At 72.3% G+C, this 25558-nt stretch carries 18 protein-coding genes; 9 read left to right on the top strand and 9 right to left on the bottom strand.

Features of this window, described 5'->3' with window-relative positions; translation table 11 throughout:
• Positions 1 to 328 precede the first annotated feature (328 nt).
• Complete coding sequence (locus WMF22_RS44125) at positions 329 to 1741, top strand: glycoside hydrolase family 6 protein (RefSeq protein WP_438033606.1); 1413 nt, start codon at positions 329 to 331, stop codon at positions 1739 to 1741.
• A gap of 298 nt (positions 1742 to 2039) precedes the next feature.
• Positions 2040 to 2969 (top strand): LysR family transcriptional regulator, encoded by a 930-nt coding sequence (locus tag WMF22_RS44120; protein WP_437295899.1) that lies wholly within the window; start codon positions 2040 to 2042, stop codon positions 2967 to 2969.
• A gap of 94 nt (positions 2970 to 3063) precedes the next feature.
• Here WMF22_RS44120 and WMF22_RS44115 read toward each other — a convergent pair whose 3' ends face one another.
• Positions 3064 to 4143, bottom strand: a complete 1080-nt coding sequence (locus tag WMF22_RS44115) for a hypothetical protein (RefSeq protein WP_437295898.1) — start codon at positions 4141 to 4143, stop codon at positions 3064 to 3066.
• Positions 4144 to 4247: 104 nt separating this feature from the next.
• On the bottom strand, positions 4248 to 4931 hold the full coding sequence (locus WMF22_RS44110; RefSeq protein ID WP_437295897.1) for a DsbA family protein: 684 nt from the start codon (positions 4929 to 4931) through the stop codon (positions 4248 to 4250).
• A 373-nt stretch (positions 4932 to 5304) separates the two neighbouring features.
• Between WMF22_RS44110 and WMF22_RS44105 the strand changes: the two genes are divergently transcribed.
• Entirely contained in the window at positions 5305 to 8178 is a 2874-nt protein-coding gene (locus tag WMF22_RS44105; RefSeq protein WP_438033605.1) for an Eco57I restriction-modification methylase domain-containing protein, read from the top strand.
• Between the two features lie 54 nt (positions 8179 to 8232).
• Here WMF22_RS44105 and WMF22_RS44100 read toward each other — a convergent pair whose 3' ends face one another.
• Together WMF22_RS44100 and WMF22_RS44095 are read right to left on the bottom strand one after the other, a co-directional pair.
• Positions 8233 to 8703: a response regulator gene (locus WMF22_RS44100; RefSeq protein ID WP_437295895.1), complete on the bottom strand. Its 471-nt coding sequence runs from the start codon at positions 8701 to 8703 to the stop codon at positions 8233 to 8235.
• A 468-nt stretch (positions 8704 to 9171) separates the two neighbouring features.
• A complete protein-coding gene (locus WMF22_RS44095; RefSeq protein WP_438033604.1) occupies positions 9172 to 11493 on the bottom strand; it encodes an SdrD B-like domain-containing protein in 2322 nt (773 codons plus the stop codon).
• 742 nt (positions 11494 to 12235) lie between these two features.
• Between WMF22_RS44095 and WMF22_RS44090 the strand changes: the two genes are divergently transcribed.
• The 4 genes from WMF22_RS44090 (at position 12236) to WMF22_RS44075 (ending at position 17169) form a co-directional block, all read left to right on the top strand.
• The gene (locus WMF22_RS44090; RefSeq protein ID WP_438033603.1) at positions 12236 to 13651 is read left to right on the top strand and encodes a hypothetical protein; all 1416 of its coding nucleotides are present in this window, start codon (positions 12236 to 12238) and stop codon (positions 13649 to 13651) included.
• A gap of 212 nt (positions 13652 to 13863) precedes the next feature.
• Positions 13864 to 15810, top strand: coding sequence for a zinc-ribbon domain-containing protein (locus WMF22_RS44085; protein WP_437295892.1), 1947 nt, complete (start codon positions 13864 to 13866; stop codon positions 15808 to 15810).
• Positions 15811 to 16552: 742 nt separating this feature from the next.
• Positions 16553 to 16849 carry an Rpn family recombination-promoting nuclease/putative transposase gene (locus WMF22_RS44080; protein WP_437295891.1) on the top strand — a complete coding sequence of 99 codons (297 nt, stop codon included), beginning with the start codon at positions 16553 to 16555 and terminating at the stop codon, positions 16847 to 16849.
• Positions 16846 to 17169 (top strand): DUF4351 domain-containing protein, encoded by a 324-nt coding sequence (locus WMF22_RS44075; protein ID WP_438033602.1) that lies wholly within the window; start codon positions 16846 to 16848, stop codon positions 17167 to 17169. The genes WMF22_RS44080 and WMF22_RS44075 overlap by 4 nt, the downstream gene beginning before the upstream one ends.
• Before the next feature lie 15 nt (positions 17170 to 17184).
• Here WMF22_RS44075 and WMF22_RS44070 read toward each other — a convergent pair whose 3' ends face one another.
• Both WMF22_RS44070 and WMF22_RS44065 read right to left on the bottom strand, forming a co-directional pair.
• On the bottom strand, positions 17185 to 18915 hold the full coding sequence (locus WMF22_RS44070; RefSeq protein WP_438033601.1) for a DUF3344 domain-containing protein: 1731 nt from the start codon (positions 18913 to 18915) through the stop codon (positions 17185 to 17187).
• Positions 18912 to 20744, bottom strand: a complete 1833-nt coding sequence (locus WMF22_RS44065; RefSeq protein ID WP_438033600.1) for an OmpA family protein — start codon at positions 20742 to 20744, stop codon at positions 18912 to 18914. The genes WMF22_RS44070 and WMF22_RS44065 overlap by 4 nt, the downstream gene beginning before the upstream one ends.
• Before the next feature lie 772 nt (positions 20745 to 21516).
• Between WMF22_RS44065 and WMF22_RS44060 the strand changes: the two genes are divergently transcribed.
• On the top strand, positions 21517 to 22065 hold the full coding sequence (locus tag WMF22_RS44060) for an HD domain-containing protein (RefSeq protein WP_438033599.1): 549 nt from the start codon (positions 21517 to 21519) through the stop codon (positions 22063 to 22065).
• A gap of 442 nt (positions 22066 to 22507) precedes the next feature.
• On the top strand, positions 22508 to 22894 hold the full coding sequence (locus WMF22_RS44055; protein ID WP_438033598.1) for an SPW repeat domain-containing protein: 387 nt from the start codon (positions 22508 to 22510) through the stop codon (positions 22892 to 22894).
• Positions 22895 to 22910: 16 nt separating this feature from the next.
• Here WMF22_RS44055 and WMF22_RS44050 read toward each other — a convergent pair whose 3' ends face one another.
• The 3 genes from WMF22_RS44050 to WMF22_RS44040 all read right to left on the bottom strand — a co-directional run bounded on the left by WMF22_RS44050 (position 22911) and on the right by WMF22_RS44040 (position 25556).
• A complete protein-coding gene (locus tag WMF22_RS44050; protein ID WP_438033597.1) occupies positions 22911 to 24113 on the bottom strand; it encodes an exo-beta-N-acetylmuramidase NamZ family protein in 1203 nt (400 codons plus the stop codon).
• Positions 24114 to 24200: 87 nt separating this feature from the next.
• Positions 24201 to 25088 carry a tRNA pseudouridine(38-40) synthase TruA gene (truA, locus tag WMF22_RS44045; protein WP_438033596.1) on the bottom strand — a complete coding sequence of 296 codons (888 nt, stop codon included), beginning with the start codon at positions 25086 to 25088 and terminating at the stop codon, positions 24201 to 24203.
• Positions 25089 to 25109: 21 nt separating this feature from the next.
• On the bottom strand, positions 25110 to 25556 hold the full coding sequence (locus tag WMF22_RS44040; RefSeq protein ID WP_438033595.1) for a hypothetical protein: 447 nt from the start codon (positions 25554 to 25556) through the stop codon (positions 25110 to 25112).
• Positions 25557 to 25558 lie beyond the last annotated feature (2 nt).

The raw sequence follows: 25558 nt of genomic DNA, 5'->3' as shown, positions 1-25558 counted from the left end.
GGCCGGTGCGTTCTCCCCTTGCAGAACCGCCGCCCCCCCGCGCGCGGGGGCGGCAAGGGAAGGGCAGGGGATGGGCACGGCAAGGGCAGCAAAACGCACGCGTGACGCGCGTCGAGAGGTGTCGGACGTTCTAGCTGATGTGAAAAAATACCTGTACGACGTACTACGATGTAGCCGCTCTGGCGTGGGATAGCCGTCGTTTGTCCTTGCTCCAGAGGGGCCTTCGGTCTAAATTCGGCCCGCTATTTGACGCGTTGAATTGGCCTGGTTTCTTCATTGAAGTAATGAAAGGCTTAATATGCTGAGAAGGAATGCGCATCAGCTGGGGTTGGCAACGTCGGTTGCGGTCATCCTCGCGCTCGCGGCGTGCGGGGACGGCGGGGGTGGTGACAACACGACGGCGGGGGGCACGGGCGGCAACACCAGCGGCAGCGGCGTCGGCGCGGGCAACCCGACGAGCAGCGGCAACGTCGACCCGACGACGAGCAGCGGCAACGTCGACCCGACGACGACGAGCACCGGCAACGTCGACCCGACGACGACGAGCACCGGCACCGTCGACCCGACGACGACGAGCACCGGCACCGTCGATCCGACGACCAGCGCGGCTTCGGGCGGCGGCAACTGCTCCCCCGCGGTCGACATCGCGGCGCCCAGCGGCAACCCGTTCGCGGGCGGGCACCTGTTCGTGGACCCCGGTTACGTCAAGAAGGTCGACTCGTCGATCGCGCAGGTGACCGATACGGCCCTGAAGGCGAAGATGGAGAAGGTCAAGCAGATCCAGACGGCGTTCTGGCTCGACCGGATCGAGGCGATCAAGGAGCTCCCGGCCTACCTCGACGCGGCGCTCAAGCTCCAGAACGAGCTCTGCGAGCCGGTCACTGCGCTCATCGTCATCTACGACCTTCCGAACCGCGATTGCTTCGCCGAGGCGTCGAACGGCGAGCTCCACCTCGATCAAAACGGCACCCAGCGGTACCGGGAAGAGTACATCGCCCCGATCAAGCAGATCCTCGCCGCTCACTCGGGTCAGCGCATCGCCGCGGTCATCGAGCCCGACTCGCTCCCCAACATCGCGACGAACCTGGGCGGGAAGCGATGCGACGAGACGACGGCGCAGTCCTACCGGGACAACGTCGCGCACACGCTCAAGGAGCTCAACATGCCGCACGTGTACCAGTACATCGACGCGGCGCACTCGGGCTGGCTCGGGTGGCCTGACAACCAGAAGAAGGGCGCCCAGATCTTCGCCGAGGTCATCAAGGCCGCCGGCAGCCCGGCCAACGTCCGCGGCTTCGCGACCAACGTGGCGAACTACACGCAGCTCAGCTACAGCTCGGAGAGCTACGATCAGCAGGACAATCCCTGCTTCGGCGAGTTCGACTACGTCGATGCCATGGCCTCGGCGCTCGCGGCCGAGGGCCTCGGCGACAAGCACTTCATCATCGACACGAGCCGCAACGGCGTCGGCAACATCCGGGAGGACTGGGGCTACTGGTGCAACAACATCGGCGCCGGTATGGGCGAGCGGCCCAGGGCCAACCCGGGCGGCGCGACGAACCTCGACGCCTTCGTGTGGGTCAAGCCGCCGGGTGACTCCGACGGCGTGGGCCAGGAGGGCCAGCCGCGCTACGACCTGTTCTGCGGCAAGGAGAACGCGGACACGCGCGCACCGCAGGCGGGGCAGTGGTTCCACGACTACTTCGTGGAGTGCGTGAAGAACGCCAAGCCGGCGCTTTGACGGGCGGGTCGGCCTGCTTCAAGCTGTGACGAGCGCGCTCGGCTGAGCGCGCGGCCGGCGGCCGGGGCAGGCGAGGAGCGTGAGAAAAAGGGGTCTACCTTCCCGCGGACGACGCGGGCCCGCTGGAGGGTAGACCCCTTGGGAAAACGCTCCTCGCCTGCCCCGGCCGCCGCGCCGCTTTCAGGGACATCACCAGCGCAGAGGGCCCGCGATCTCTGGCGCGCACGCGCGCATGCACGCGCGCACGCACCCCTACGACCGAACCGCGCTGCGCCGCGCCGTGGCATGGTGAAGCGCGGTGCACGACTCCATCACGCTCGAACAGCTGCGCACGTTCATCGCGGTCGCCGACGAGGGCAGCTTCTCGGCCGCGGCAAGGAAGCTCCGGCGCGTCCAGTCGGCCGTGAGCCACGCGATGGCCAACCTGGAGAGCCAGCTCGGGATCGCCCTCTGGGACCGGTCGACGAGGATCCCGGCGCTCACCGAGCACGGCCGCGTCCTGCTCGGCGCCGCGCGGCGGGTGTGCGCCGACGCGGACGCCCTCAGCAGCGCGGCGCAGCGGCTCGCCGGCGGCCTCGACCCGCTCGTCTCGCTGTGCGTCGACGCCATCTTTCCGCTGTCCGCGCTCGTCGATCTCTGCGTCGAGTTCGCGCGCGCCTACCCCACGGTGGAGCTCGTCGTCCACACCGAGACCATGGCCGCCGTCGCCGATCGCGTCCTCGACGGGACATGCCAGCTCGGGGTCGTGGGGCCGGCGGCGACGGCCCAGGGGCTCGAGCGCCAGCACCTCACGTCGGTGCGCATGGTCGCGGTCGTCGGCGAGGCACACCCGCTCGCCGCCGCGGCGCCGCGCGGCGCGCGTGTCGCGACCGAGCAGCTGCGAGAGCACGTGCAGATCGTGCTGAGCGAGCGCGGCGGAGCGCGCTCGCCGGAGCAGGCCGTCCTGTCCCCCCGCACCTGGCGCGTCGTGGATCTCCAGACCAAGCGAGAGCTCCTGTGCGCGGGGCTCGGCTGGGGGAACCTGCCAGAGCACATGATCCGCGACGACCTCAACGCCGGGCGCCTGGTGCGGATCCGGCCGGCGGCGTGGGGGGACGACGAGCACGTCCTGCCGCTCGCCGTGGTCCACAGGCCGGGCCTCGTGCAGGGGCCCGCGGGGCAGTGGGTGCTGAAGCGCCTCGTCGAGCTCTGCCGCCAGCACGTGGGGGGCCCGGAAGCGCCGCGGTGACCTGACGTCGAGCGGGGTCGAGCAGGGAGGAGCGGCGAGCGCGCGCCCATCGCCCATGCACGCTCGCGCCGGGCTCCCGGAGCCGGCGCGGGTGTCAGAGCGAGAGCCGCGACAGCAGATCGTTCACGCGGAGCGCGGCCGCGACGCTCCCGGCGTCGTGCGCGAAGTCCATGGCCGCGAACAGGTGGGTCTGCTCGAGGTCGAGCCGCTCCGGAGAGCGCTCGAGGAGCGCCATGTAGTGCTCGAAGAAGCGGCGCTGATCCATCTGCGTGCGCTTCAGCACGGCGTGGCGCACCGTCGCGTGCAGCGCGAAGCGGCCCGCGAACGGCTCCTGCACCAGCCGGAAGCGGCGCAGCGAGGCCAGCGCGTCGCCGGCGCGCCGCCCGGCCCGCGCGAGCTCGGCGAGGGAGCCCTCGTCGATGTGGTCGCCGTTCGAGTGCGCCAGCACCGCGAGCATCCGCCGCGCCGGCGGCGAGAGCCCGCGGAAAGCCCACGCGACGAGCAGGCCGACCTCGGGGAGGTCGTCCTCGTGATCGATGACCCGCACGCGGTCGACGCCGCCCGCCACGAGCCACCGGTGGAGCTCGGCGACGTCGGCCGCGCCGCTGCCGACGATCGCGTCGGCGAGCTCCAGGGAGACCGGGTTCCAGCGGAGCAGGCGGGTCAGCGAGGCGACCGCGGGGAAGGGGCTCCGCCCCGAGGTCACGAGCGGCGCGATGACCGGAAAGATGGAGACGCCGGCGACGAGGCAGCGCCGCGCCGTGATGACCCAGGTCACCGCCTCGTCGCGGAGATCGTCGAGCAGCTCGGCGACGGCGCGGTCGTGCTCGTGGTTGTCGAGCACGATCAGCATCTCCCCGAGCGCCCGCAGGCGGCTCCGCAGCGCGGGCAGCGACGGCGACGGCCCTGCCCCGAAGCGGAGCGAGAGCATGCCGCGCAGCGTGCGCGCGTCCCACGCGCCGACCCGGAACCAGTGGATCCCGCCGGGGAGCTCGCGCGCGAGCTTGTGCCCGAGCGCGCACGCGAGCGTCGACTTGCCGCTGCCGCCGGTGCCGACGAGCGCGACGCGGGTCGGGCGCGACGCGCGGACCGTCGCCAGGAGCGTCGCGAGCTCGCGGCGGCGGCCGCGCAGCGAGGGGGGGCGGGGAGGGAACACGAGCGGCGATGCGGTCATCCCCGCGCGAGCGTACCAAAAAGCGCGCGAGGCGCTCGGCGCGGCGGTCGCGGCGGTGCGCCTGCGGCATCGCGGCATCGCGGCATCGCGGCGGTCGCGGCGGTTCACCCGGGCGGCTGCGGATCGAGCATGATCTGCTCTATCGCGCGGGAGATCGGCTCCGGCGACATCGAGGTGAGGCGGAGCCGGAGGGGCTCCTGCCCCTCCCGGATCAGGAACAGCGCCGGCACGCCCCGGACCTGGAGAGCCGCCGCCTCGGCCCGCGCGGCCTCGAGCTGCTGCAGGACCTCCGGGCTGTCGCGCTGCGCCATCGCCTGCTCCGCGTCCACGCCCGGCACCTCGGAGGCGACGCGCAACAGCAGCTCGTCCGTGATCACCGGGCGCTCGCGCGCCTGGAGCCGGAAGAAGCGGTCGACGAAATCAAAGAGCCGATCCTGCATCCCGACCGCGGCGGCCATGCGCGCGGCCTGCACGGAGCTCGGACCGAGGAACGCGAGATTCCGGAATACGAGCTTCACCTGCTTCGTCCTCACATGGCGTTCGAGGATCACCGGCAAGATCTCGAGCCCGTAATCCCGGCAATGCGAGCAACGCAGATCCGAGAACTCGACAAGCGTGATCGGCGCGCTCGGCTCCCCGAGGACGATGCCGTCCTGGGGAATGCCGGAATAGAGGTCAATCCCGCCGGTGATCGCGCCGGTGGGCTCCTGCACCGGCGTCTCGCCGGCGTCGTGGCACGCCGAGATCCCGAGCAGGAGCGCGGCGAGCAGGGCGCCGCGCCGCGCCACCGAGCCAGAGCGTGAATTGCGTGAATGAGCGAGTGCGTATCGTTCGAACAGCTCAGGATTCATTCTCGAGCGTGCGGCACGAACCGTACCTCGATGGGGCGTGGGAGAGATGCTTTCACGAGGATCTCGGTAAACCGTGCTGGGGGAGGACCTCCAGGCGAGGAAGGACTCCTCTCCACGGCGCCGCGCGGCGCGAGGAGCGACACCGGCGAGCGCCGAGACCGCCGGAGGGTCAGGACATGGAGGTCTTCTCTCGGCGTTCCTCCCGCCGCGGAGGTTCGCGCGGCGGCGCGCCCGGCGCGGGCCGGCGCGACGCCGCGCCGGGGCGCTTGCATGCACCCGGTCCCATCCGCAATGCTGTTGCGGAACCTGCGTGTCCTCGGAATGCCCTCAGCTCAGCGCCGCCCTGGGCCGTGACCGTGAACGGGGCGGCGCCTTCGCCCCGCGCGGCGCCGCGAAGCGAGCGGGCGCGCCCCTCGATGGATCCGCGCCGCCCGCCGACGGCGTGGCGCGGCAGCTCCGCGAGCAGGCGCAGGGCGCGCTCGGCGAGGTCCTCCGCGGCTTCCAGGCGGCGGATCCGCAGGGCGGCGACGTCGCGTGCGCCGGCTCCGCCGAAGGGCGGCGGCGCCTCCGCGCCGGCCTCGTGTCCGCGTTGATGCGGCTCATCTTCCTCCTCTACGCCGAGGCGCGCGGCCTGCTCGCGGGCGTGGAAGGCGGCGGCGCGCCGCTCGCACGGCTCTTCGAGGATCTCCAGGAAGAACGGCGACGGCAGGGAGACGACCTCGAGCGCCGTCACGGCGCGTGGGCGAGGATCGCGGCGCTCTTCCGCGCGCTCCGCGATCGCGGCCCCGGGGGCGCGCGCGGCGGCCTCTGCGATCCGGACGCCCATCCCTTCCTGGAGGGGAGACCGTGGCTCAGCGACGGCGCGCTCCACCGGGTGCTCTCGGCGCTCCTCGTGCACGACGGCGTGCCGTTGCGCTACGGCGAGCTCGAGGTCGAGCACCTCGGCACGCTTTACGAGGGCCTCCTCGCGTTCGACCTCGAGGTCGCCGAGGGCGAGTCGATGGCGCTCTTGCCGTCGCACGTCGTCGTGGATCTCGAGGCGCTCCTCGCCCTCCCCGGCCGTGACCGGCTCGCGCGGCTCGAGGCGGCGGCGGACCTGAAGCTCGGCGCGCGGCCTGCCGCGCGCGTCGCCGCGGCCGGCAGCCTGGACGAGCTGTCGCAGGCGCTCGCGCGCCGCGCGTCCCCGCGGCAGCCAGACCGGATCGCGCGGGGCGCGCTCTACCTCCAGCCCGGGCAGCTCCGGCGGCGCGCGGGCTCGTACTACACGCCGCGGGAGATCACGTCGCATGTCGTCGAGCGCACGCTGTCGCCGCTGCTCGGTAGGGACGGCCGGCCGGCGGCGCCCGCGGATGTCCTCGCGCTCGCCGTGTGTGATCCCGCGATGGGGTCCGGCGCGTTCCTGGTGGAGGCGTGCCGCCAGCTCGCCGCGCGCCTCGTCGACGCATGGCAGAGCGCCGGCGCGGCGCCGCCCCTCGCCCCCGGCGAGCCGCCGCTCCCTCGCGCCATGGCGCTCGTGGCGGAGCGCTGTCTGCACGGCGTCGACCTCGACCCGCTCGCGGTCGACCTCGCCAGGCTATCGCTGTGGCTCGTCGTGCAGGACGCGCGCCTCCCGCTGAGCTTCCTCGACGGCAAGCTCCGCTGCGGCGATAGCCTCATCGGCGCCGAGCGCGCGGAGATCGGCGGCTTCCCGTCCGCCGCGAGGCTGCCCGGAGGCCCCGGGGAGCGGCAAACGCGGCGGGCCCTGCTGCGGCAGGCTCCTGCGCTCCCGCGGCCCGAGGGCGCGCCGCCGGAGGGCGCGCCGCCGGAGGGTGCGCCGCCGGAAGGCGCCGCCGGAGCGCCCCGCGCCGGGCCCGAGGGCGCCGAGGGAGCGGATCAGGCGGCGCTCGACGCCTGGATGGCCCTGTGGTTCTGGCCGCCGGCGGGTGAGCTCGCGGCCCTGGCGCCGGCGCCAGCCACGTTCGCGCGCTACATGGCCGCCGCGCGCGAGCCGGCCGATCCGCGGGCGGCGCTGTCGCGGCGTATCGCCGAGGAGCGCCGGTTCCTGCACTGGGAGCTCGCGTTCCCCGGCGTCTTCGATCGCCCCGAGCCGGGCTTCGACGCCGTGATCGGCAATCCGCCCTGGGTCGCGTACGTCGGCCGCGCGGCGCAGCCGATCGCGCCCGAGGTCTTCCGCCTCCACCTCCGGAGGAACCCGGCGTTCCACGGCTACCGATCGCTGCACGGCCTGTTCGTGCACAGGGCCGCGTCGCTGCTGCGGCCGGGCGGGCGGCTCGGCCTCGTCATCCCGACGTCGGTGTCGGATCTCGATGGATACGGCCCGACGCGGCGGGCGCACGACGCGCTCTGCGCCGTGGACTCCGATCTTCCGAGCTTCGGCAGCGACGCCTTCGACGGCGTGTTCCAGCCGTGCATGGGCCTCCTCTCGACCCGCCTCGCCCTGGCCGCCCCGCGGGCGGCGGAGGCCGCCTCGTGGCCGCTCGCGCGTTCGGATCTCGACGTCGTGTCCCGCCGGCTCCTCGAGCGGCTCGGCGCGCTGCCCCCGCTGCCGGCGGCCCTGTTCGGCGAGCGCGGGTTTCAGACGACGGCCGAGGACGCCGAGCGCATCCGGCGCGCGGACGCCCCGGAGCCGCCGTACACCTGCCCCATCCGGGAGGGCACCGACGTGGGCGAGCTGATCGCGCGCGCGCCGCGCCACCACGTCGATCGCGCCGGCGTGAAGGGCCGCTTCCGGAAGGACGAGGACTGGAAGGCGGTGCGGCTGCTCATCCGCCAGACCGCCCGCTATCCGATCGCCGCGCTGAGCGACGGCCTCCCGTTCCGCAACTCGATCCTGGCCGGCTTCTCCGACGCCACCTGGAGCGAGTTCGCGCTGCTCTGTTACCTCAACTCCTCTCCCGTCCGCTGGTGGCATTACACGCGTCACCGGGACGCGCGCGAGGGCATGCCGCAGGTGAAGATTGCGCACCTGCGTGCGATCCCTGCGCCTCCGCCGGCGGGAGCCGGCCTGATCGCGGCGCTCGACGCGCTCGGACGGGAGCTCGGCCCGGCGAACGCGGGCCTGCCGGCCGACGCCCGGCGCCACCTGGACGGGATGGTGGCCGACATGCTGGAGATGACCGAGGAGGAGCGGGGCTGTGTCGCGCGCTGGGCGGCGGCGACCCCCCTCCCGCGGCCGGACGGCTGAGCGGCGGCCGAGGCACCCGGAGGAGCGCTCCTCGTCAGTCCTCGTTGGTCTTCTTCAGTAACCGCCGTCGAAGCCGGGCGCGTCCTTCAGGTTGAACAGCACGCTGCGGAGATCGTCCAGATCGAACGGCTTCTCGAAGACGGCCGAGGCGCCCAGGCTGCGTGCGGTCGCGTGGAGGTGCGGGTGGCCGAACGCCGTGATCAGGATGACCGGCGGCCGCCGCCTCACCTCGGCGAGGCCCTCCAGGATCTCCATCCCTGAGAAGCAGGGCATCTGGATATCGCTGACGATCGCGTCGATCGGCTTCGGCGGCTCGTTCCCACCGAGGCAGGGCGCCACCTTGTCGAGCAGCTCGAGGCCGTTTCGCGCCTCGGACACCTCGAACCCGTCGCTGCGGAGCGCCATGGCGATCGTGGACCGGAAATCCTCGTCGTCTTCAGCCAGGACGATATGCTGACCTTTGCCGAACAAGCCGCAAGGCGGGACCAAGGGCTTATCGCCAATCCAGCTTTCCGTCAGGTTCATGGCAACTTCTCCTTCTTCTGGCCCGCCAACGCTGCGTCGTTGGACCGCCTACCGCGGTCCTCGGAGCTCAGCCCCGCAGGATTTGCAGCGCCCGTGCCATGCTGTCCTGTCTTGCGGTGGAGCGGTCTCGACGGGCTCGACCCCGCTCCTTGGCGGGGCGCTGTTCGAGGCGTAGGCGGCGCCTGCAGGGGCCCCCTTCGGGGCGGCAGGGGCAATTTGTCGCGCGAGGGGCAGAACACGCCCATGCGGGGGTGTGGAGGTGTTCGCGGGCGTCGAGGGACGTTCCGTCCCGAGTACGAGGCGGCCCGCCTGCCAGGGGTGAGGAGAGCGATGGCGGAGGGAAGGGAGGGGGAGGCGGGGAGGGGGAGGCGGGGAGGGGGAGGCGGGGAGAGGCTGGGCCAGCCACGGCGGCTCTCCAGGCTGGTCGCCTGGAGCGGGCGCTGGCCCGGGGGCGCTCGCGTCTACGTCTCAGCGGCCGCAGCCGCGGTGATGGTCGCGATCGTTGCGGTTGTCCTCGCAGTCAAGGTCGTCGCGGTGGGGGGCGCAGAGATAGCCGTTGTTGTACTTGTCGAGCATCTCGGACAGGGGCTTGCCGGTCACCCACGGCGCGTTCCTGCTGCAGTTGTCCTTCACGTTGCTGCCGAGCTTGTGCTTCTTGAGCCAGGCGTCGGCCTTGGCGATGGTGTCCTCGATGCAGCTCGACCGGTTGCCGATACCGACGTTGAGCTTGGCGACGATGAGGTGCTTCGCGATGATGTAAGTGACGTCACCCTTGGTGGGACGGCTGATGATGTCGAGGAGCTGGGACTTCGTATAGGTCTTGCCGCCGATGGTCAGCTTCGTGATCTTCCAGGCGCTCGCGTGGTTCTTCCAGTAGCCGGGGGAGCCGGTGCCGGGGGAGGAGCACTTGCAGACGCCGCAGTCGGCCGCGCAGCTCGAGCAGTTCTCGACGCCCGCCTTGCAGACCCCGTCGCCGCAGACCGGCGGGCAGGCGCCGCAGTCGGCCGCGCAGCTCGAGCACGTCTCACCAGCCTCGCAGACGCCGCTGCCGCAGACCGGCGGGCAGACGCCGACGTCGCTCGGGCACTCGAGGCAGTTCTCGCCGGCCTCGATGACGCCGTTGCCGCAGACCGCGGGGCAAGCGCCGCAGTCGCCGGTGCAGTTCGAGCAGTCCTCGCCGTTCTCGCAGACGTTGTTGCCGCAGACCGCGGGGCAGGCGCCGCAGTCGTCCGAGCAGGTGCCGCAGTCCTCGCCGGCCTCGCAGGTGCCGTTGCCGCAGACCGGCGGGCAGGCGCCGCAGTCGTCCGCGCAGGTGCCGCAGCTCTCGCTGGCGTCGCAGGTGCCGTCGCCGCAGACCGGCGGGCAGACGTCGCAATCCGCGCTGCAGCTCCCGCAGTCCTCGCCGGCCTCGCAGGTGCCATTGCCGCAGACCGGCGGGCAGGTGCCGCAATCGACGGCGCAGCTGGAACAGCTCTCGTCACCGCCGCAGACGCCGTTGCCGCAGGAGAGCTGGTAACCGAAGTCCGCGTCGAGCAGGTCCTGCGCCCAGCCGAGCGAGACGACGCCCACGTTGTCGAGCCCGCCGTCGGGGTCGGCCGTCGGCTCCTGTCCAGCGAGCGGACCGCTCGCCATGAAGTTGTCGGGCGTGACGACCACCGAGTAAGTGCCCGCCGGGAGCGTGTCGAAGAGGTAGAAGCCGGGCTGGCCGGTGTAGGGGCTCGTGCCGGTGATCGTGAAGTCGATGAGCTGGGACCCCTGGAACAGCTCGACACGGACGCCGTTGACGCCGAGCTCGCCGGTCTCCGGCTCGTAGAGCCCGTCGGCGTCGCTGTCGAGCCACACCGTGTCGCCGATCGACGAGTATGTCACGTAGCCGAAGTCGGCGTCGGCCACGTTCTCACCCGCGTCGAGGGACACGCCGAGCGGCTCGTCGTCGCTGGTCAGGACATGGCCGAGCGGGAGCGTCGCGTCGTCGACGTCGACGACGTAACAGCCCGCCTCGAGCTCGGTGAAGCGGTAGACGCCGTTCGCGCCGGTCACGGCCGTCTGGAGCAGGGCGCCGTCGGCGACGCCGTCGCAGTTCGCGTCGCCGAAGAGGTCGACGACGACCCCGGAGATGCCGAGCTCGGAGGCGTCCTCGATGCCGTCAGCGTTCGCGTCGAACCACACCTTGTCGCCGATCGAGCCCTTCGGCGCCGTGTAACAGACCTCGAGGAGAGGCCGATAAGACTCCTCGGTGTGGGCGCTGCCCTTGTACGACGTCTTCCCGCTGGCGTCCTCCTCGAGGAGGATCCCGTGGCTCGGCGCCGTCCCGTTCACCCAGTCCTGCACGATCCCGGTGAGGTCGACCGAGCTCCACCCGGTGACGTTGGGCACGAACGAGGTGAACGCGGCGGGGTCCATGCCGCCGAAGTTGTTCCACGTGACGAGATCCTCGCTCCAGGGGGCGAGCACCTGGTGGACGTACACGGTCTGCGCGGTGCTCGTGTACGTCTGGGCGTAGAACGTGGCCGACGTGACGAGAGAGCCGGCGGGGATGGGGCTGAGATCGAAGCGGAACAGGGCGCGCTTCTCTCCGACCGAGCTGGAGTACCCGGTGTTGACCTCGAAGGGGGTCGGGACATGGTAGCTCGGGGCGAGGCTCCAGATCTCCGCGTTGTAGACGTCGCCCAGGACACCCCGCTTGATCACGGTGCAGGTGGGAGACGGAGCGGTCGTGTTGGCGAGGCTGGTGGCGGTGATGAACAGCGTGGCGAGCGCGACAGAAGATGCGAGTGCGAACTGCTTCATTGGTAGCTCCTCGAGGTCCTCACGGGTGAACCATTGCTGGAGCGTCATCCGAATAGCAGGCGCCATGACACACGGGCCAGGCGAGGTCGGTTTCGCGGGCTCCGGTCGGAATGAGCCCCGCGGGCTGATCAGGATCGGATCAAGTACGCGGGTGCTTGTGCTTCGATCGGAGAGCGGATGCGCAAGGTAACAGTGTGTAAGTTAGCAACTCAGAGGTGGAGGTGTCCAGATCTTTTTGGTGGTAGGCGCGAGAAAAGTGTCGAGTTGCGCGGTGACAATTTTGGGTCGTGCGGTGACGCTTTTGGGCTGGTCGCGGTCTGGTCGCGGTCTGGTCGCGGTCTGCTTACAGTCTGCTTACAGTCTGCTTACGGTTCGTCGAGACGAGCGCAGTCTGGCGCATCGAGTTCCGATGCTCAGCAGCCCTCTCCGACCCTCCGCAGGGGTCGAGGGACGAACAGGATCGGATCAGGTACGCGGGAGTTCCTGACGAGATTTGATGCAGAACGCGCACGGGACCATTTTTCAAGATAAAGAGTCTTTGCTTTGCCTGTCTAGATCCTTTTTCGAGGGCGCGAGCTTTTTTGTGCGGCTCTGGGTCTCGGTCTCGGGCTCGGTCTCGGGCTCGGTCCCGCGCGCGGGTCGGCCCGGGCGTTGCGTGTCAGGCCGCACGGCACCGCGCGCGCGGGCGGCGCTTCGAGCCTGCCGGCTGCCGCCCGCGCGCGGGCGCTGCTACGGTTCGCCTGTGCGACGCCCGCTGCTCGCCTCGTCGGCCCTGACCCACGCGCTTCGCCTCGCGTCGCTCGCGTACGCTGCCCTCGCCGTCGCCATCCCTCGCGCGGGCGCCGCGCAGGACCTGCCAACGCTGAGCGGGTCCTGGACCGCGAGCGCCCTCACGGAACAGTGGTCGGTCTCCGCCTGGGGGCAGGCATGCGGGCCCAGGCCTCGCCCGCAGGGCGCCCCGGGCGGCGCGGTGCAGATCCAGCAGCACGGCTCGGAGCTCTCGATCTCGGGCGCCGGACGGTCGTGGAGCACCGCCGAGTGCTGGGAGCAGATGCCCGGGCTCGCGCGGAGCAAGCACTCGGCGTCTGGCAACGCGCGCTCCTGGCAGACCCGCTGCACGACGCCGGCCAGCGATCCCCGCCGCGCCGTGGTCACCACCACGACCCAGGCGACCGACGCCAGCATCAACATGGTGGAGACGGGGCAGTACCAGTTCATTATCCAGGACACGACCTGCAGCGCGTCCGTCACGAGGACGCGGACCTACACGCTCGTCCGGCGCGAGGGCGAAGCGCCCCCCGCGGCGAGCGCCCCGCCGCCGGTGGCGAGCGCGCCGCCGCCGGTCGGGAGCGCCCCGCCCGCGGCGCCCGCCGCAGCCGAGAAGAAGCCCGCGGCCTCGCGCACCTGCGACGCCCCCGGCGAGCCGGCGCGCCTCGAGGTCACGCCGTCGCGCAAGCTCATGCGGCCGGGCGAACGCTTTCAGTTCCGCGCGCTGGTCATGGATGCGGAGGGGTGCGCGCTCCCGACGAGGCCCACGTGGTCGATCGCGCCGGGGCCGCTCGCGTCCGCCGCGACGGTCGACGCAACAGGCGCCCTCTCGCTCGGCGCCGGCGCGGGCGAGGGGGCGCTCGGCCTCGTCGCGTCCGTCGCCGGCAAGGGGGTGACCGTCGCGATCGAGGTGACGAGCCCCGATCGTTACGACGCGCTCCTCGCGGCGAGCGGGCTCAACGAGGCCGGCGAGAGCGAGCAGGCGGCCGTCGTGGTGATCGCGGCCGGCACCATCGGCGGGCGCACGACCTCGGGCGAGGACCTGGGACGCCAGCGCAAGAACCTGTTCGTGGCCATCGTGGGCGGGGTCGCGGCCTGCCTCGGATTTGCCGGGTTGATCCTGCTCCGCCGAGGCCGCCGGCGGACAGGAGGCGACGTGGAAGGCCCGGCCTCCACGGCCGGCGCCGCCGGCGAGCGCGACAGCGCAGGCGCCGAGGGCGCGCCGGCGCCCTCGGGGGCCTCGCCCGCGGGCGCCGCAGGGCCAGCCGCTGGGCCGGTCCGGCCGGCGCTGCGGGCTCGTGGAAAGATCTGCCCTACCTGCGGCGACCGCTATCCGAGCGAGGCGATGTTCTGCGGGAAGGACGGCACGCAGCTGCTGCTGCTCAATTGATCGCGCCACACTGCGCGCGCCGCGCGAGGACGTGGACGCGCGCTGCGTCATCGCGCGGCGCTGCGCCGGCGGCGATCATAAAAGAAGTCGCCGCCTTGATCGGCCTCGCGCCGTCCCGCTATTCTGCGTCGACCGACCGGGCCGCGTGATCGTGCGCGTGTGTGGTCGTTGAACCCATGCCCGCATGCCGGAACGGGAAGGGCGACAGTCGCATGAAGATTACGTGTGAGTCGTGCCAGGCCAAGTACACGATTGCCGACGAGAAAGTCGCCGGCAAGACGGTCAAGATCAAATGCAAGAAGTGCAACCACTCCATGGTGGTCCACGGCGCGAATGAGGCTGCCCCGGCCGCACCGCAGGACGCGACCGCGGAGCAGCAGGGCGACCTGTCGGATGACGCCGAGGCGAAGCTCGTGGCCGACGTGGGCGGCGCGCCCGCGGCGGCGCCCGACACGTGGACCGTCAACGTCGCCGAGGGCGACGAGCGGACCATGACGACCGCCGAGCTCGTGGCCGAGTACGCGCGCGGAGGCCTGAGCAACGACACGTACGTGTGGAAGGACGGCATGGGCGACTGGCTGCCGATCGCCAGCGTCCCGGAGCTCAAGGAGCGATTCTCCTCGCAGGAAGACGCGGCGCCCGCGCCCGCGGCAGCCGTCGCCGCGGCGGCGCCCGCTGCCGCGGCGCCCGCGATCGCGACGCCCATGCCCGCTGCCGTCGCGCCCGCTGCCGCGGCCGTCCCTGCTGTAGCGGTACCGGCGGCCGCAGCGGCGGCTCCGCCCGCAGCGGCCTCTGCGCCGGCCGCCGCTCCGGCGCCTGCCGTTGCCGCTGCGCCGGTCCCCACGGCTCCGGCGCCTGCTGGGCTCAGGTTCGGGCCCGAGGGGACCGTGGTCATGAAGGACTCGCGGCGCGCCCTGAACCAAGCGGGGGCCGCGACCCCGGCGCCTGCAGCCGTCGCCTCGGCGAAGGCCCCGGAAGCCGCGGCGCCGGCGAGCCCAGCGGCCGCGGCGCCGGCGAGCCCAGCGGCCACGGCGCCGTCCCCGGGCGGCGCACCGGCGCCAGCGGCTGCGCGTCGCGCGGCCCGGGGGGCCGCGGTCGACGTCTTCAGCGCCGCGGAGCGCGCCGAGAACCCCGCGTCCGCCCCGCCGCCGGGCCTCGATCGCCAGGTGGGCGAGCGCAACGAGAACTCGGTCCTCTTCTCGCTCTCGGCGCTCACCGCGACCGAGAACGCGGCGGTGGCCAAGCAGAACGAAGAAGACGAGCTCCCGTCGGGCCGGCGTCCCTCGAACCGCCCCTCGAAGAACAACGGTCGAGCCGGCTATGACGACCTGCTGAACCTCGGCGGCGGCCCCATCGCCTCCGCGCCGATGCTCGCTCCGCCGCCGTTGCTGGCGCCGGTGACGGACTCGCGGCCGCCTCCCTCGATGTCGCTTCCGTCCAAGGCGTCGGTGCCGCCCGCGTCGCTTTCGTCGCTCTCTCCGCTCACGGCGCCGGAGGCCTCGGCCAAGAAGGGCCGCACGGGTCTGATCGCGGCCGCGATCGCCGCGGTCGTGCTGATTGGCGGCGTCGCCTTCTTCTTCATGCAGTCGCCGACGCCGGAGGCGTCGACGGCCACGCCGGAGCAGGTGAACACCGCCCCCGCCGAGGTGCCAAGCCCTGCGCAGACGGCGGCACCGGCGCCGACGCCTGCCGAGACCGCAGCGGCCGCAACGCCGTCCACGGCGGAGACGGCGGCGCCGTCCGCGGAGCCCACCGCCAGCGCCGAGGCCCCGAGCGCCGCGACGCCCGCCGCGGCGACGCCCGCCGCGGCGGAGAAGCCGGCGTCCGCGCCCGCTGCCGCGGCGGAGAAGCCGGCGGCATCGAAGCCGGAGCCGGCGGCGTCCAGCGGCGCCGAGTTCAACCGTGGCGCCGCGAGCTCGGCGCTCGGCGCGGCCGCCGGCTCTGCCAAGAGCTGCAAGAAGGCCGGCGGACCGACCGGAACCGGCAGGGTCAAGGTCACCTTCGCGCCGAGCGGCAGCGTCACGTCGGCCGAAGTCCAGGGGGCGCCGTTCGCCGGGACCAGCGTCGGCGGCTGCGTCGCCAGGCTGTTCCGCAGCGCGCGGGTGCCTGCCTTCGGCGGGGGCTCGGTCACCGTCAGCAAGTCCTTCACCATCAACTGATCGCGGCCCGAGCACGGGCGCTCCCGCGGAGAGGCCCTCGCGGCGTGCTGGAGGGTTTCCTTCGGGCGCGAGGGCCCGCGGCAGCGGGGGGCCGAGGGCTCCTGTCGCGCGCAGAGCCTGGGTTGCGCGCCGGGAGGCTTCTGGCGCGCCCACCAAGGTCTCTGCCAGCGGCGCGGGAAGGCCTCCGATGCGCGGCGCCCGGAGCTCCCGTCTCACCGGGGAGGAGGAGACGACATGGCGGTGCTCGTGACCAGGGCGGAGCGGCTCGGGCGGGCAGCCACGGCGCCGTCCAGGGGGACGGTCCCCGGGCATGGCGAGCAAAGCGCCTGTTCAGCGCAATCCCAAATCACTCGGCAGATATCCCCGTAATTCATGGATGACGCCACGTCGCCTGTGCGCGGCGCCTTCGGGGGCACTCGATGACACCCACTTCTTCTTGTTGGCCTGCGGGACGGCAACGTTGTCCTGAGGCAACCGAGCCAGGTTGCGCCAGCAGCACGGGCGCGTGTGAGGGTGTGAGGGACGATTGTGAGACGAGGTGGCTTGTATTGTCGTAATTGAGCGACACCGCTCGATGTCATCTCATGAATCGTATCCAGAAATAGATTTCTTTTTCATGGGCAATCTGTCTGCGACTTGCTAGCGAATCGGTCTCAGAGACGGCGCGCCGACGTGACCAGCGGGAGATGTGTGAGCTCGGCGAGCTCGCAGCCAAGGTGCGCGCCGGCAGCGGTGGTGAACGATGACGCCTACCCCTCATGACGCTCTGTCCAAGTCCACGTCTGGACAGCCGGAGCACGCGGCCGGGGCGCTGCGCCAGGCGCTGCCTGCCGCCCTGGCGGCCCGCATCGACTTCGCGTCGCTGGCGTTGCAACCTGGCAGCTTCATCGATGAGGCGCTCGCCGCGAGCCATAGCGATCTGCTCTTCACCGCCAGGCTGGAGCGAGCGTCGCTGTTCGTCTACGTGCTCTTCGAGCACCAGAGCACGACGCACCCGCTGATGGGGCTGCGCTCGTGCGCGTGTGGCGGTATATCTTGAGCATCGCCGACCCGCGCGAGCCCGACAAGCTGCTGCCGAGGCTGCTCGTGGCGGCGGGACCGGATGCCGAGGAGGAGATCGTGACCATCGCAGATTACCTTCGCGAGGAGGGGCGCCGGGAGGGCCGGCTGGCAGGCGAGCGGGAGGGCCGGATCGAGGGGCAGCGGAGCACGTTGCTGAAGCAGCTCCGGCTGCGCTTCGGCGAGCTGCCGGAGCCGATCGAGGCGCGCATCCGCGCCGCCGACGCCGCGCAGATCGAAGGCTGGACCGAGCGTGTGCTCACCGCGCCCACGCTCGACGACGCCTTGGCCGAGCGGTGACGCGGCGGTGATCGTCTACCCCCTGCGCCGCCGGCGGAGCAGACCCGCCAGCGCGAGCCCCGCGAGCCAGCCGGCGCTCCCATCCCGGCCTCGCGGGCTGGCCGCGCAGGGGCCGAGCATGCCGCTGCCGGCCGCGTAGAAGGACTCCGGCTCCACGGCGAGCTCGGTCGGCGGCGCGCCCGGGGCGTCGCCGTTGCCGTCCGTCGGATCGGCGCTGACCGGCGCGCCGAACGCGCCCGCCGCGGCGATCTTCGCCTGGTTCTTGATGAGGTCCGGCGCGTCCGCGTCGACCGTCACCTCGAAGCGCACCGTGACGCTGCCGTCGACAGGGATGCTCCCGCCCCGCGCGCCGTCCGCCCCGTCCCCGAGCCAGAACGTGACGGTCCGCGTCGCGGGATCGTACTGCCCGAGGTCGTCGCCAGGCGCGTCCGTCTGGGGACCGGCGTTCGGCCCATCGACGATCGACAGCGAGCCGGGGACGAACGTCACCCCGGCAGGCAGCGCGTCCGTCAGCACCGCGCCCACGGCCTCGTCATTGCCCGTGTTTGTCGCCGTGATGCGGTATTCGACGGCGTCCCCGCGGTAGGTCGGCAGCCCGCCGAGATCCGTGGCCACCTTGCTCGATTTGCTGAAATCAGGCCCATAGTTGGAGATCGACGTCACCCACCCCGCGAGGAAATAGAGCTCGTCCCTGCTCGTGGCGACGAGCGTGGCCCGATCGTCCCCCGGCTTGAGCTTCGCGCTGACATCCACGATGTCGATGTCGACCCCCGACATGCTCTGAGGCGTGCCCGGGATCCTCGGGAGATCGCCCTCCACCGACACCGGCTTTCCGAGCGCCGAACGGGTGCTGTTGAAGAAGTTGTCCGCGGGGTTCAGCTCGTCGCTCAGCGCCTCGGCCAGATCGGGCTTCCCCGGGTTCTTGGGGTTGAAGAACACGCTGTCACCGGTGTTCGAGTTGTCGCCCTCGAACGCGACGATGCCCAGCTTCGCCACGAAGCCGGCGTCGGGCACCTTGAAGCCCGAGAGCTCGACCTGCTGCCACCCCACGTCGGAGACCCGGTCGAGCCCGTCGAACAGCGCGAGGTTGCGCATCGGCGATCGCGGCGCCTCGTAGAACACCACCATCCACCACGCCACGAAGACAACGTCGTCGTCGCTGTCCCTCACGTCGACGACGTCCACGCCGCCCACCCGGTAAGCCCCGGCGCCGCTCTCCTTCACGATCGAGGTGATGTCGGCGACCGACTGGTAGTTGTGCGACTCGTTGGGTTTCCCCTGGTTGATCACCGTCTCGACCGAGTCGATGGCGGTCACCGTGCCGTCGTAGCCGCCCGCGTGGTGGAGCTCCACCTCCGGATCGGCGCCGGCGGTGTTGCGCGCGGCCCAGTACAGGAACGCGTGCGTCACCGTCGCCCCGTCGGGCAGCGTCAGCACCGCGGTCGTGCGCGCCATCTCCGGGGTGATATCGAGGTTCGCCTCCGCCCTGCCGTCAGCAGGCGAGTCGGACCTCCAGAAGAGATCGGGCCCCGACTCGACGGTCGACTGGCCGCATGCGCCCATCGTGCCCTCCGTGGGCCGCGGCGTCGCGGAGCGGCACTCCTGCCCGATCGAGCTCCCGATGAGGGCGAAGTCGCCCTGCTGATCGACCTGTACACGCAGCTTGGGCTCGGCCGTCGCGCTGGCGGTCGTGAGCCCGATCAGCGTGAGGGCCGCGAGCCCCGTGATGCTCAACTGCTTTCTCATCGATCCTCTCCGGTCTCATCAGCCTGCGGCTTGTACGCGGCCTTCTTGATGATGTTGAACTGGACTCGTCGGTTCCGCTGCCTCCCGGCCTCCGTCGCGTTGTCGTCGATGGGCTGCTCCCGGCCGTAGCCCTGGGCCGTCAGCCGCGTCGAGTCGATGCCGCGGCGGACCAGCGCCGCCATGACGGAGTTGGCGCGGTTCTGCGACAGGATCCTGTTGTGCTCCACCGTGCCCCGGTTGTCGGTGTGACCCTGGATCTCGATGAGCACGATCTCCGGGTGCTCCTTCAGCACCTCGGCGACCTCGTCGAGCAGCGGATCGCTCACCGGCTTGATGGTGGCCTTGTTCGTGTCGAACTGCACCTGCTGGAGGATCACCACGTGCTTCTCGGTCACGCGCACCGCCTTCGGGCAGCCGTGCTTCTCCGGGTCCGGATCCGCGAAGCCCTTCTCCCTCGGGCAGGCGTCCGTGTCGTCGCGGAACGAGTCGCCGTCGGTGTCGCGCGGGCAGCCGTTCTTCGCCGGATCCTTCGAGCGGACCCCCTTGACGTCGGGGCACGCGTCCTCCGCGTCGGCCACGCCGTCGTCGTCCCGGTCCGGCGGGCAGCCGTTCTTCTTCGGGTCGTCGCTGCGCACGCCGGCGACGTCGGGGCAGGCGTCCTCGGCGTCGACGATGCCGTCGGCGTCGCGGTCCGGCGGCGGCGGGCAGCCGTTCTTCTTCGGGTCGTCGCTGCGCACGCCGGCGACGACGGGGCAGGCGTCCTCGGCGTCGACGATGCCGTCGGCGTCGCGGTCCGGCGGCGGCGGGCAGCCGTTCTTCTTCGGGTCGCCGCTGCGCACGCCCGGCACGCTCGGGCACGCGTCCTCGGGGTCGCCGATGCCGTCCCTGTCCTGATCGGTCGGCTGCTCCGGCGTGAAGGCGGCCATCGCGACGGCGCGCACGTCCGGCGTCCCGATGCCCGAGGTGATCCCCGGCCCGACGCCGATGCCCGCCTCCATGAAGGGCAGGAATCGATACCTCGCGTCGAGGAGGAGCTCCGCGTTGGTCGAGCGACTGCTGATGTCCTCGAGCACCATCGCGGCGCTGAGCTCCGGCCCCACCTGGAGCCGGCCGTCCATCGCGAGGAACCCGACGCCGCCGCCCAGCGTGAGCATCGTCCCCTGCGCCACGCCGCCGAACGACTGGGAGCGCCGGACCTCGGTGCCCAGCGCGGTCGACCAGACGAGCCGATCCATGCGGCCGCCGGCCGCGACGTACGGCATCGCCCGGACGCTCCCGTCGCTCACGAACGAGTCGTCCGCGCCGGTCGGCAACCAGACGTAGGCGCCGACGGCGAGCTGGAACGGGTCGTGGTACGCGCCATGGATCTGAAAGCGCGCGCCGAGCCGCACGTCGCCGAGCGCCGCGCCGCTCGGCGACGGGAACTGCTGGCCGCCGCCGCTCGGGCTCTCCCCGGACTGCAGCGCGGTGAGCGGCGCATCGAGGTCGACGCTCAGCCTGTTCCAGAGCGGGAGCGACGCGCCGAGGTGGAACGTGAGCTGATCGCTGACGACCGCGCCGATCTCCGCGCCGTCGCGCTCGCGCCGCAGGACCAGCGGGTTGCTCGCGTAATCGGCGAGCAGCATCACATGCGGTGTGAGGTGCCCTGCCACGAACGGCGACGGCACGCTGAACATGCGGTCCCCGGCCGGCGCCGGCACGAAGCGGCTCAGGGCCATGCCTCCGGGGTTGACCGGCGCGTCCTGCCCGTGCGCGGGCACGGGAAGCAGAGGGACGACGACGAGGGCGGCCAGCGCGGCGGCAAGCGAACGGAGAGGCCAAAGTCTCATGAGGTGGCACCCTGCATCGGCGGGTTTCGCATGACGATATAAGACGCTGTCGCGGACGAGTATACAGGTCGGCAAGTGCGGAGTCTTGAGCAACGAGCGACGTCGTCGGCATGTTCGTAGGACTTGCGCGTACCTCCCCGGACCATTCCCCGGACGATTCCGCGCCACCCGACCATTCCGCGCCACCCCCGGCGCATTCCCCGATCCGCTGAACGAACGAGAGGCGATCGCGCGCAGGCGGCGCGCGCTTCATCGCAGCGACGCCGCCGCGAGCGGGCCGTGCCGCGCGGGCGAAGCCGACCTCATCAGAAGAGCGGATATCCCGCGCTGCGCGCCGGACGACTGAACGAGAGGGAGCGTCGAGCCGCAGAGAGGGCCGGGAGAGCCCCTGTCGTGAGGCGGGCGCCCGGGCCGGCAGCGCGGGATCGCCGGCGGTGCGGCGGCGCGCCGCACACCTCGCCCGGCGCGCCCCTCGTGGCGCCTGCCCGCCGCGCCGCGGGCGCGCTCGGCGCACGCAGCGGGCGCGCTCGGCGCACGCAGCGGGCGCGCTCGGCGCACGCAGCGGGCGCGCTCGGCGCACGCAGCGGGCGCGCTCGGCGCACGCCGCTCACCGAGCGCATGGCACGCCGGGCGCTCGAACCGACGCGGCCTTCGAGGGCGAGCCTCGGAGGCCGCGGGCTCCCATCCGGACGGAGGACCTGCTGGACGGCACAGGGGGCGCTCGGCGCCTGCGCTCTGGACGCCGAGCGGCTATGGTTGGCGAGACATCGCGATGGGCACCCTCCTCAAGCGCGCGCTCGACCAGGCGGCGGTCTGGCATCGATCCCAGAAGCGCAAGTATCCGAACGCCGACGTCCCCTACATCAGCCACCTCGCCGGCGTGGCGGTCCTGCTCGCGCGCCACGGCTTCGACGACGAGGTCGTCGCGGCCGGCGCGCTGCACGACGCCATGGAGGACCAGGGCGTCACGTTCGACGAGCTGAGCCAGCGCTTCGGCGAGCGCGTCGCCACGCTCGTCCGCCACGTGACCGAGCAGGACAGGGCGCTGCCCTGGGAAGACCGCAAGCGGCTCTATCTCGAGGCGTTCCCGAAGAAGCCCTGGGAAGCGCAGGCGATCACGCTGGCCGACAAGATAGACAACTTCCAGTCGATCATCGTCTGCGCGCGCGAGCACGGCGATCCGTGGTCGATGTTCAAGCGCGGCAGGGACATGCAGATCGCGAGGTTCGAGGAGCTGCGCGCGATGTGCCGCGGCCTGCCGCCGCACCCGCTGCTCGACGAGTACGGGGCCGTGCTCGACGAGCTCCTGTCGACGGGCTGAGCGCCGGATCCGCGGGGGGCTCGGCGACGCGCTCCGGAGCGTCGGGCCCGGCGGCGAGCGGAGCTCCGCCCGCGGGCAGGAGATCCTGGAGACCTGGGCCTCGGAGACACGGTGTGTCTCGAACGTGCGCGAGGTGGCGGCGACGCGCGTTGGACCCCGGAGAGGCCTTCTCGAGGCTGCGCGATCGGCGAGAGCAGGCGTGAAGGGTCCAGAGCTCCGGTGAGCCACCCTGCCCCGCTCCGTGCCGGATCGGGCTCACTCGCGCCCTCCGCTCCCTTCGTGTGAGCACGACGAGCACCCCTCCTGCCCGTCCCGGGCGCGCGACAACCCCGCTGATCCTGGCCGGCGCTGCGTTCCGGAGCGGCCGGGGCGCGCGCGCCGACAGCCGCTCACCGGCACATGCGATGCACCGGGTGAGGGGAGCTCCTCCAAGGAGGCACCGATGAAGCTTCTATCTCCCCGCCACCATGGATACGTCGATTACGCGGTCGTCGTCCTGCTCGCGCTCGCGCCGCTCGCGCTCCGCCTCGACCCGGTGCCCACGGCGGTCTGCTACGTCGCCGCCGTGGCGCAGCTCGTCGTGACGCTGCTGTCCGATCAGCCGCTCGGCGCCGCCAGGATGATCCCGTTTTCGGTGCACGGCGCGCTGGAGACCTCCCTCGCCGCCGCGCTCCTCGCGTCGCCCTGGCTGTTCGGGTTCTCCGCCGACCTCCCGGCGCGGACCTTCTTCGTGGTCACCGGGCTCGCGCTCGTGCTCGTCGCCCTCCTCACGAGGTACTCGGCAGGCGCCGCCTCCCGGCAGGAGCCGTACGACCGCTACGATCGCTGAGCCGCGCGGGCGGCGCTCAGCAGGCGGAGACGGCCGCCTGCGCCTCCCGCATCACCTCGGGCCAGGCCGGATCCGCGCGCGACACCTCCATGGCGATCGCCAGCGGATCCTCGCCGGCCGCGATGGCGAGGCGCGCGGCGGCGGAGCCGGTGAGCAGATCGAAGGCCGGGATCGTGTCGACGTACTCGTACCGCTCGGTGCGGAAGCGGAACTGCTCGGGCTGCTGCCTGCAGGCGAACGCGATGAGCGCGACGTACGTCGCGACAGGGCGGAAGGCGCGCGGATCGGTGACGTGGATCTGGACGCCGCCGCAGATCTTGCCCGCGTGCTTCTGGAAGGTGGGCCGGAAGGTGAGCGGCCGCGCGACGAAGCCCGGCAGCGCCGTGGACGCGAGGCGCGCGGCGAGATCGTGGCCGTCGAGCCAGGGGGCGCCCACGATCTCGAACGGGCGCGTCGTGCCGCGGCCCTCCGACAGGTTCGTCCCCTCCAGCAGGCAGCCGCCCGGGTAGACGAGCGCGGTGTCCGCCGTCGGCATGTTGGGCGACGGCAAGACGAACGGGCGATCCCACCCGGACGCGAGCGCCTCCCGGCGATGACCCTCGACCGCCACGACCTGCAGCCCGCAGGCGACGTCGCCGAGCGGGATGCCCTCGCGCCGCGCGAAGAGCGCGACCAGCTCGCCCACCGTGAGCGAGTGGCGGACGGGCACCGGCTCCAGGCCCACGAACGACAGGAACCCCGGCGCCTGCGTCGCGCCCTCGACGCTCTCCGCCGTGCCCCCGAGGGGGTTCGGCCGGTCGAGCAGCACGACGTGCACGCCCGCCGCGTGGGCCGCCCGCAGCGCGAGGAGCGCCGTCCAGACGAACGTGTAGTACCGCGCGCCGACGTCGGCGAGATCGATGAGGAGCACGTCGATCTGCGCGAGATCCGCCGCGGAAGGCGAGAGGTCCTCGAAGCTCTCGCCGTACAGGCTGACGATGCCCGCGCCGGAGCGCGCGTCGACGCTGCTCATCACCGTCGCCATGTCCTGCGCCTCGCCGCCATAGCCGTGCTCCGGGCCGAAGAAGAGGCGTGGGCGCACGCCGAGGCGCTCGAGGACGAAGGCGATGTGGGTCAGCTCGCGATCGACGCTCGCCGGGTGCGCAAGGACCCCCAGGCGAGTCGAACGGAGGCGCTGGAGCTGCGGAAGATCCGAGAGGCGGTCCAGTCCGACGTGCACGTTGCTGTGCTACCAAGTCGAGCGCGGGCCGTCCATGTGTCCGCGGTGGATTCTGTGTGACGCGCGGCGAGGTCCACCGGCGCGGCGTCACTCCTCGGGGGCGCGCTCCGCCGGCGCGCTCTCCGCCGGCGCGTCCACCGGCGCGGCGTCGTCCGCCGAGCCTCCGTCGGAGGGCCCCGCCGGCCAGGCCTCCTGCCCGTCGTCGCGCAGGTGGATGCGCTCGAGGTAGAGCCCGTCCGGCGGCGCCGTGATCCCTGCGTCGCGCCGGTCCAGCGACGAGAGCGCGCGCGCGATCGCGCCGGGCGCGAGGTGGCCGCGCGCCACGTCCATCAAGGTGCCGACCAGGATGCGCACCATGTTGTGCAGGAACGCGTTCCCCTCGACGTCGATCCGCACGACGCGCGGGTCCGCGGGATCGAGCGACAGCTCGACGCCGTACAGCGTCCGCACCGTGGTCGTCCGCTCGTCCGCGCTCGTCCGGAACGCGGCGAAGTCGTGGGTGCCCTTCGCGGCGAGCGCCTCGGCGCGCGCCCGCTCGATCGCCTCGTCCGTGATGCCCTCGACCCGCCAGGCGCGACGGCTGAGGAACGGGTCGCGGACCAGATCCCGGAGGACCAGGTAGCGGTAGCGCTTGCGGAGGCTCTCGAAGCGCGGCGAGTACCCGAGGCGCACCACGGCCGCGCGCCGGATCACGATCTCGTCCGGGAGGTGGCGCGCGGTCGCGAGGACCCAGCCGCGCGGCGGCAGCGGCGCCGTCGTGTCGAAGGCGACCCGCTGGTCGCGCGCGTGGACGCCCGCGTCGGTGCGGCTCGCGCCGCGGATCTCGCGGATGCCGGGGTCGATGACGCGCAGCGCGCCGAGCAGCTCTCCCGAGACCGTGCGCTGGTCGCGCTGGCGGGCGAAGCCCGCGAACGGGCGCCCATCGTAGGCGACCGAGAGCAGGATCCCCCGGCTCGAAGCGGCGCTCCTCGCCACGGCGCGATCGACGCGCGCGGCCTAGCCGCCGCTCCCCCCGGCGCCGCCCGCGCCACCCGAGCCGCCCGCACCACCCGAGCCGCCGCTTCCCCCGTCGCCGTCCGAGCCGCCGTCGCCGCCCGTGCTGGCCGAGCCGCCGTCGCCGCCCGTGCTGGCCGAGCCGCCGTCGCCGCCCGTGCTGGCCGAGGAGGTCCGCGACGCATACCCCTTGACGCACTCCAGGTTGACGAGGCCCTCCGCGTTCTTGCAGCACTCCTCCGGGGCCGCCAGCTGGCCATTCACCACGCAGGACGGGAGCTGATAACAACCGCCCGGATCGTTCTCGATTCCCTGGTCGGCGTTGAGGTTGTTGTCACAGAGCGCCGTGGTTCCTTCATCGACGTGGCACGCGGCGCTCTGCAGGACGAGCGGCGCGGGCGCGAGCGCGAGGAGGAGCAAGCTGGCCATCCGGGAGGGGAGCGTTCGCATCG

The organism is Sorangium sp. So ce204 (assembly GCF_051526795.1).
GTDB lineage: Bacteria > Myxococcota_A > Polyangia > Polyangiales > Polyangiaceae > Sorangium > Sorangium cellulosum_B.
The sequence above is the reverse complement of the archived record's forward strand: the minus strand, read 5'-3'. Positions and strand labels throughout refer to the sequence as shown.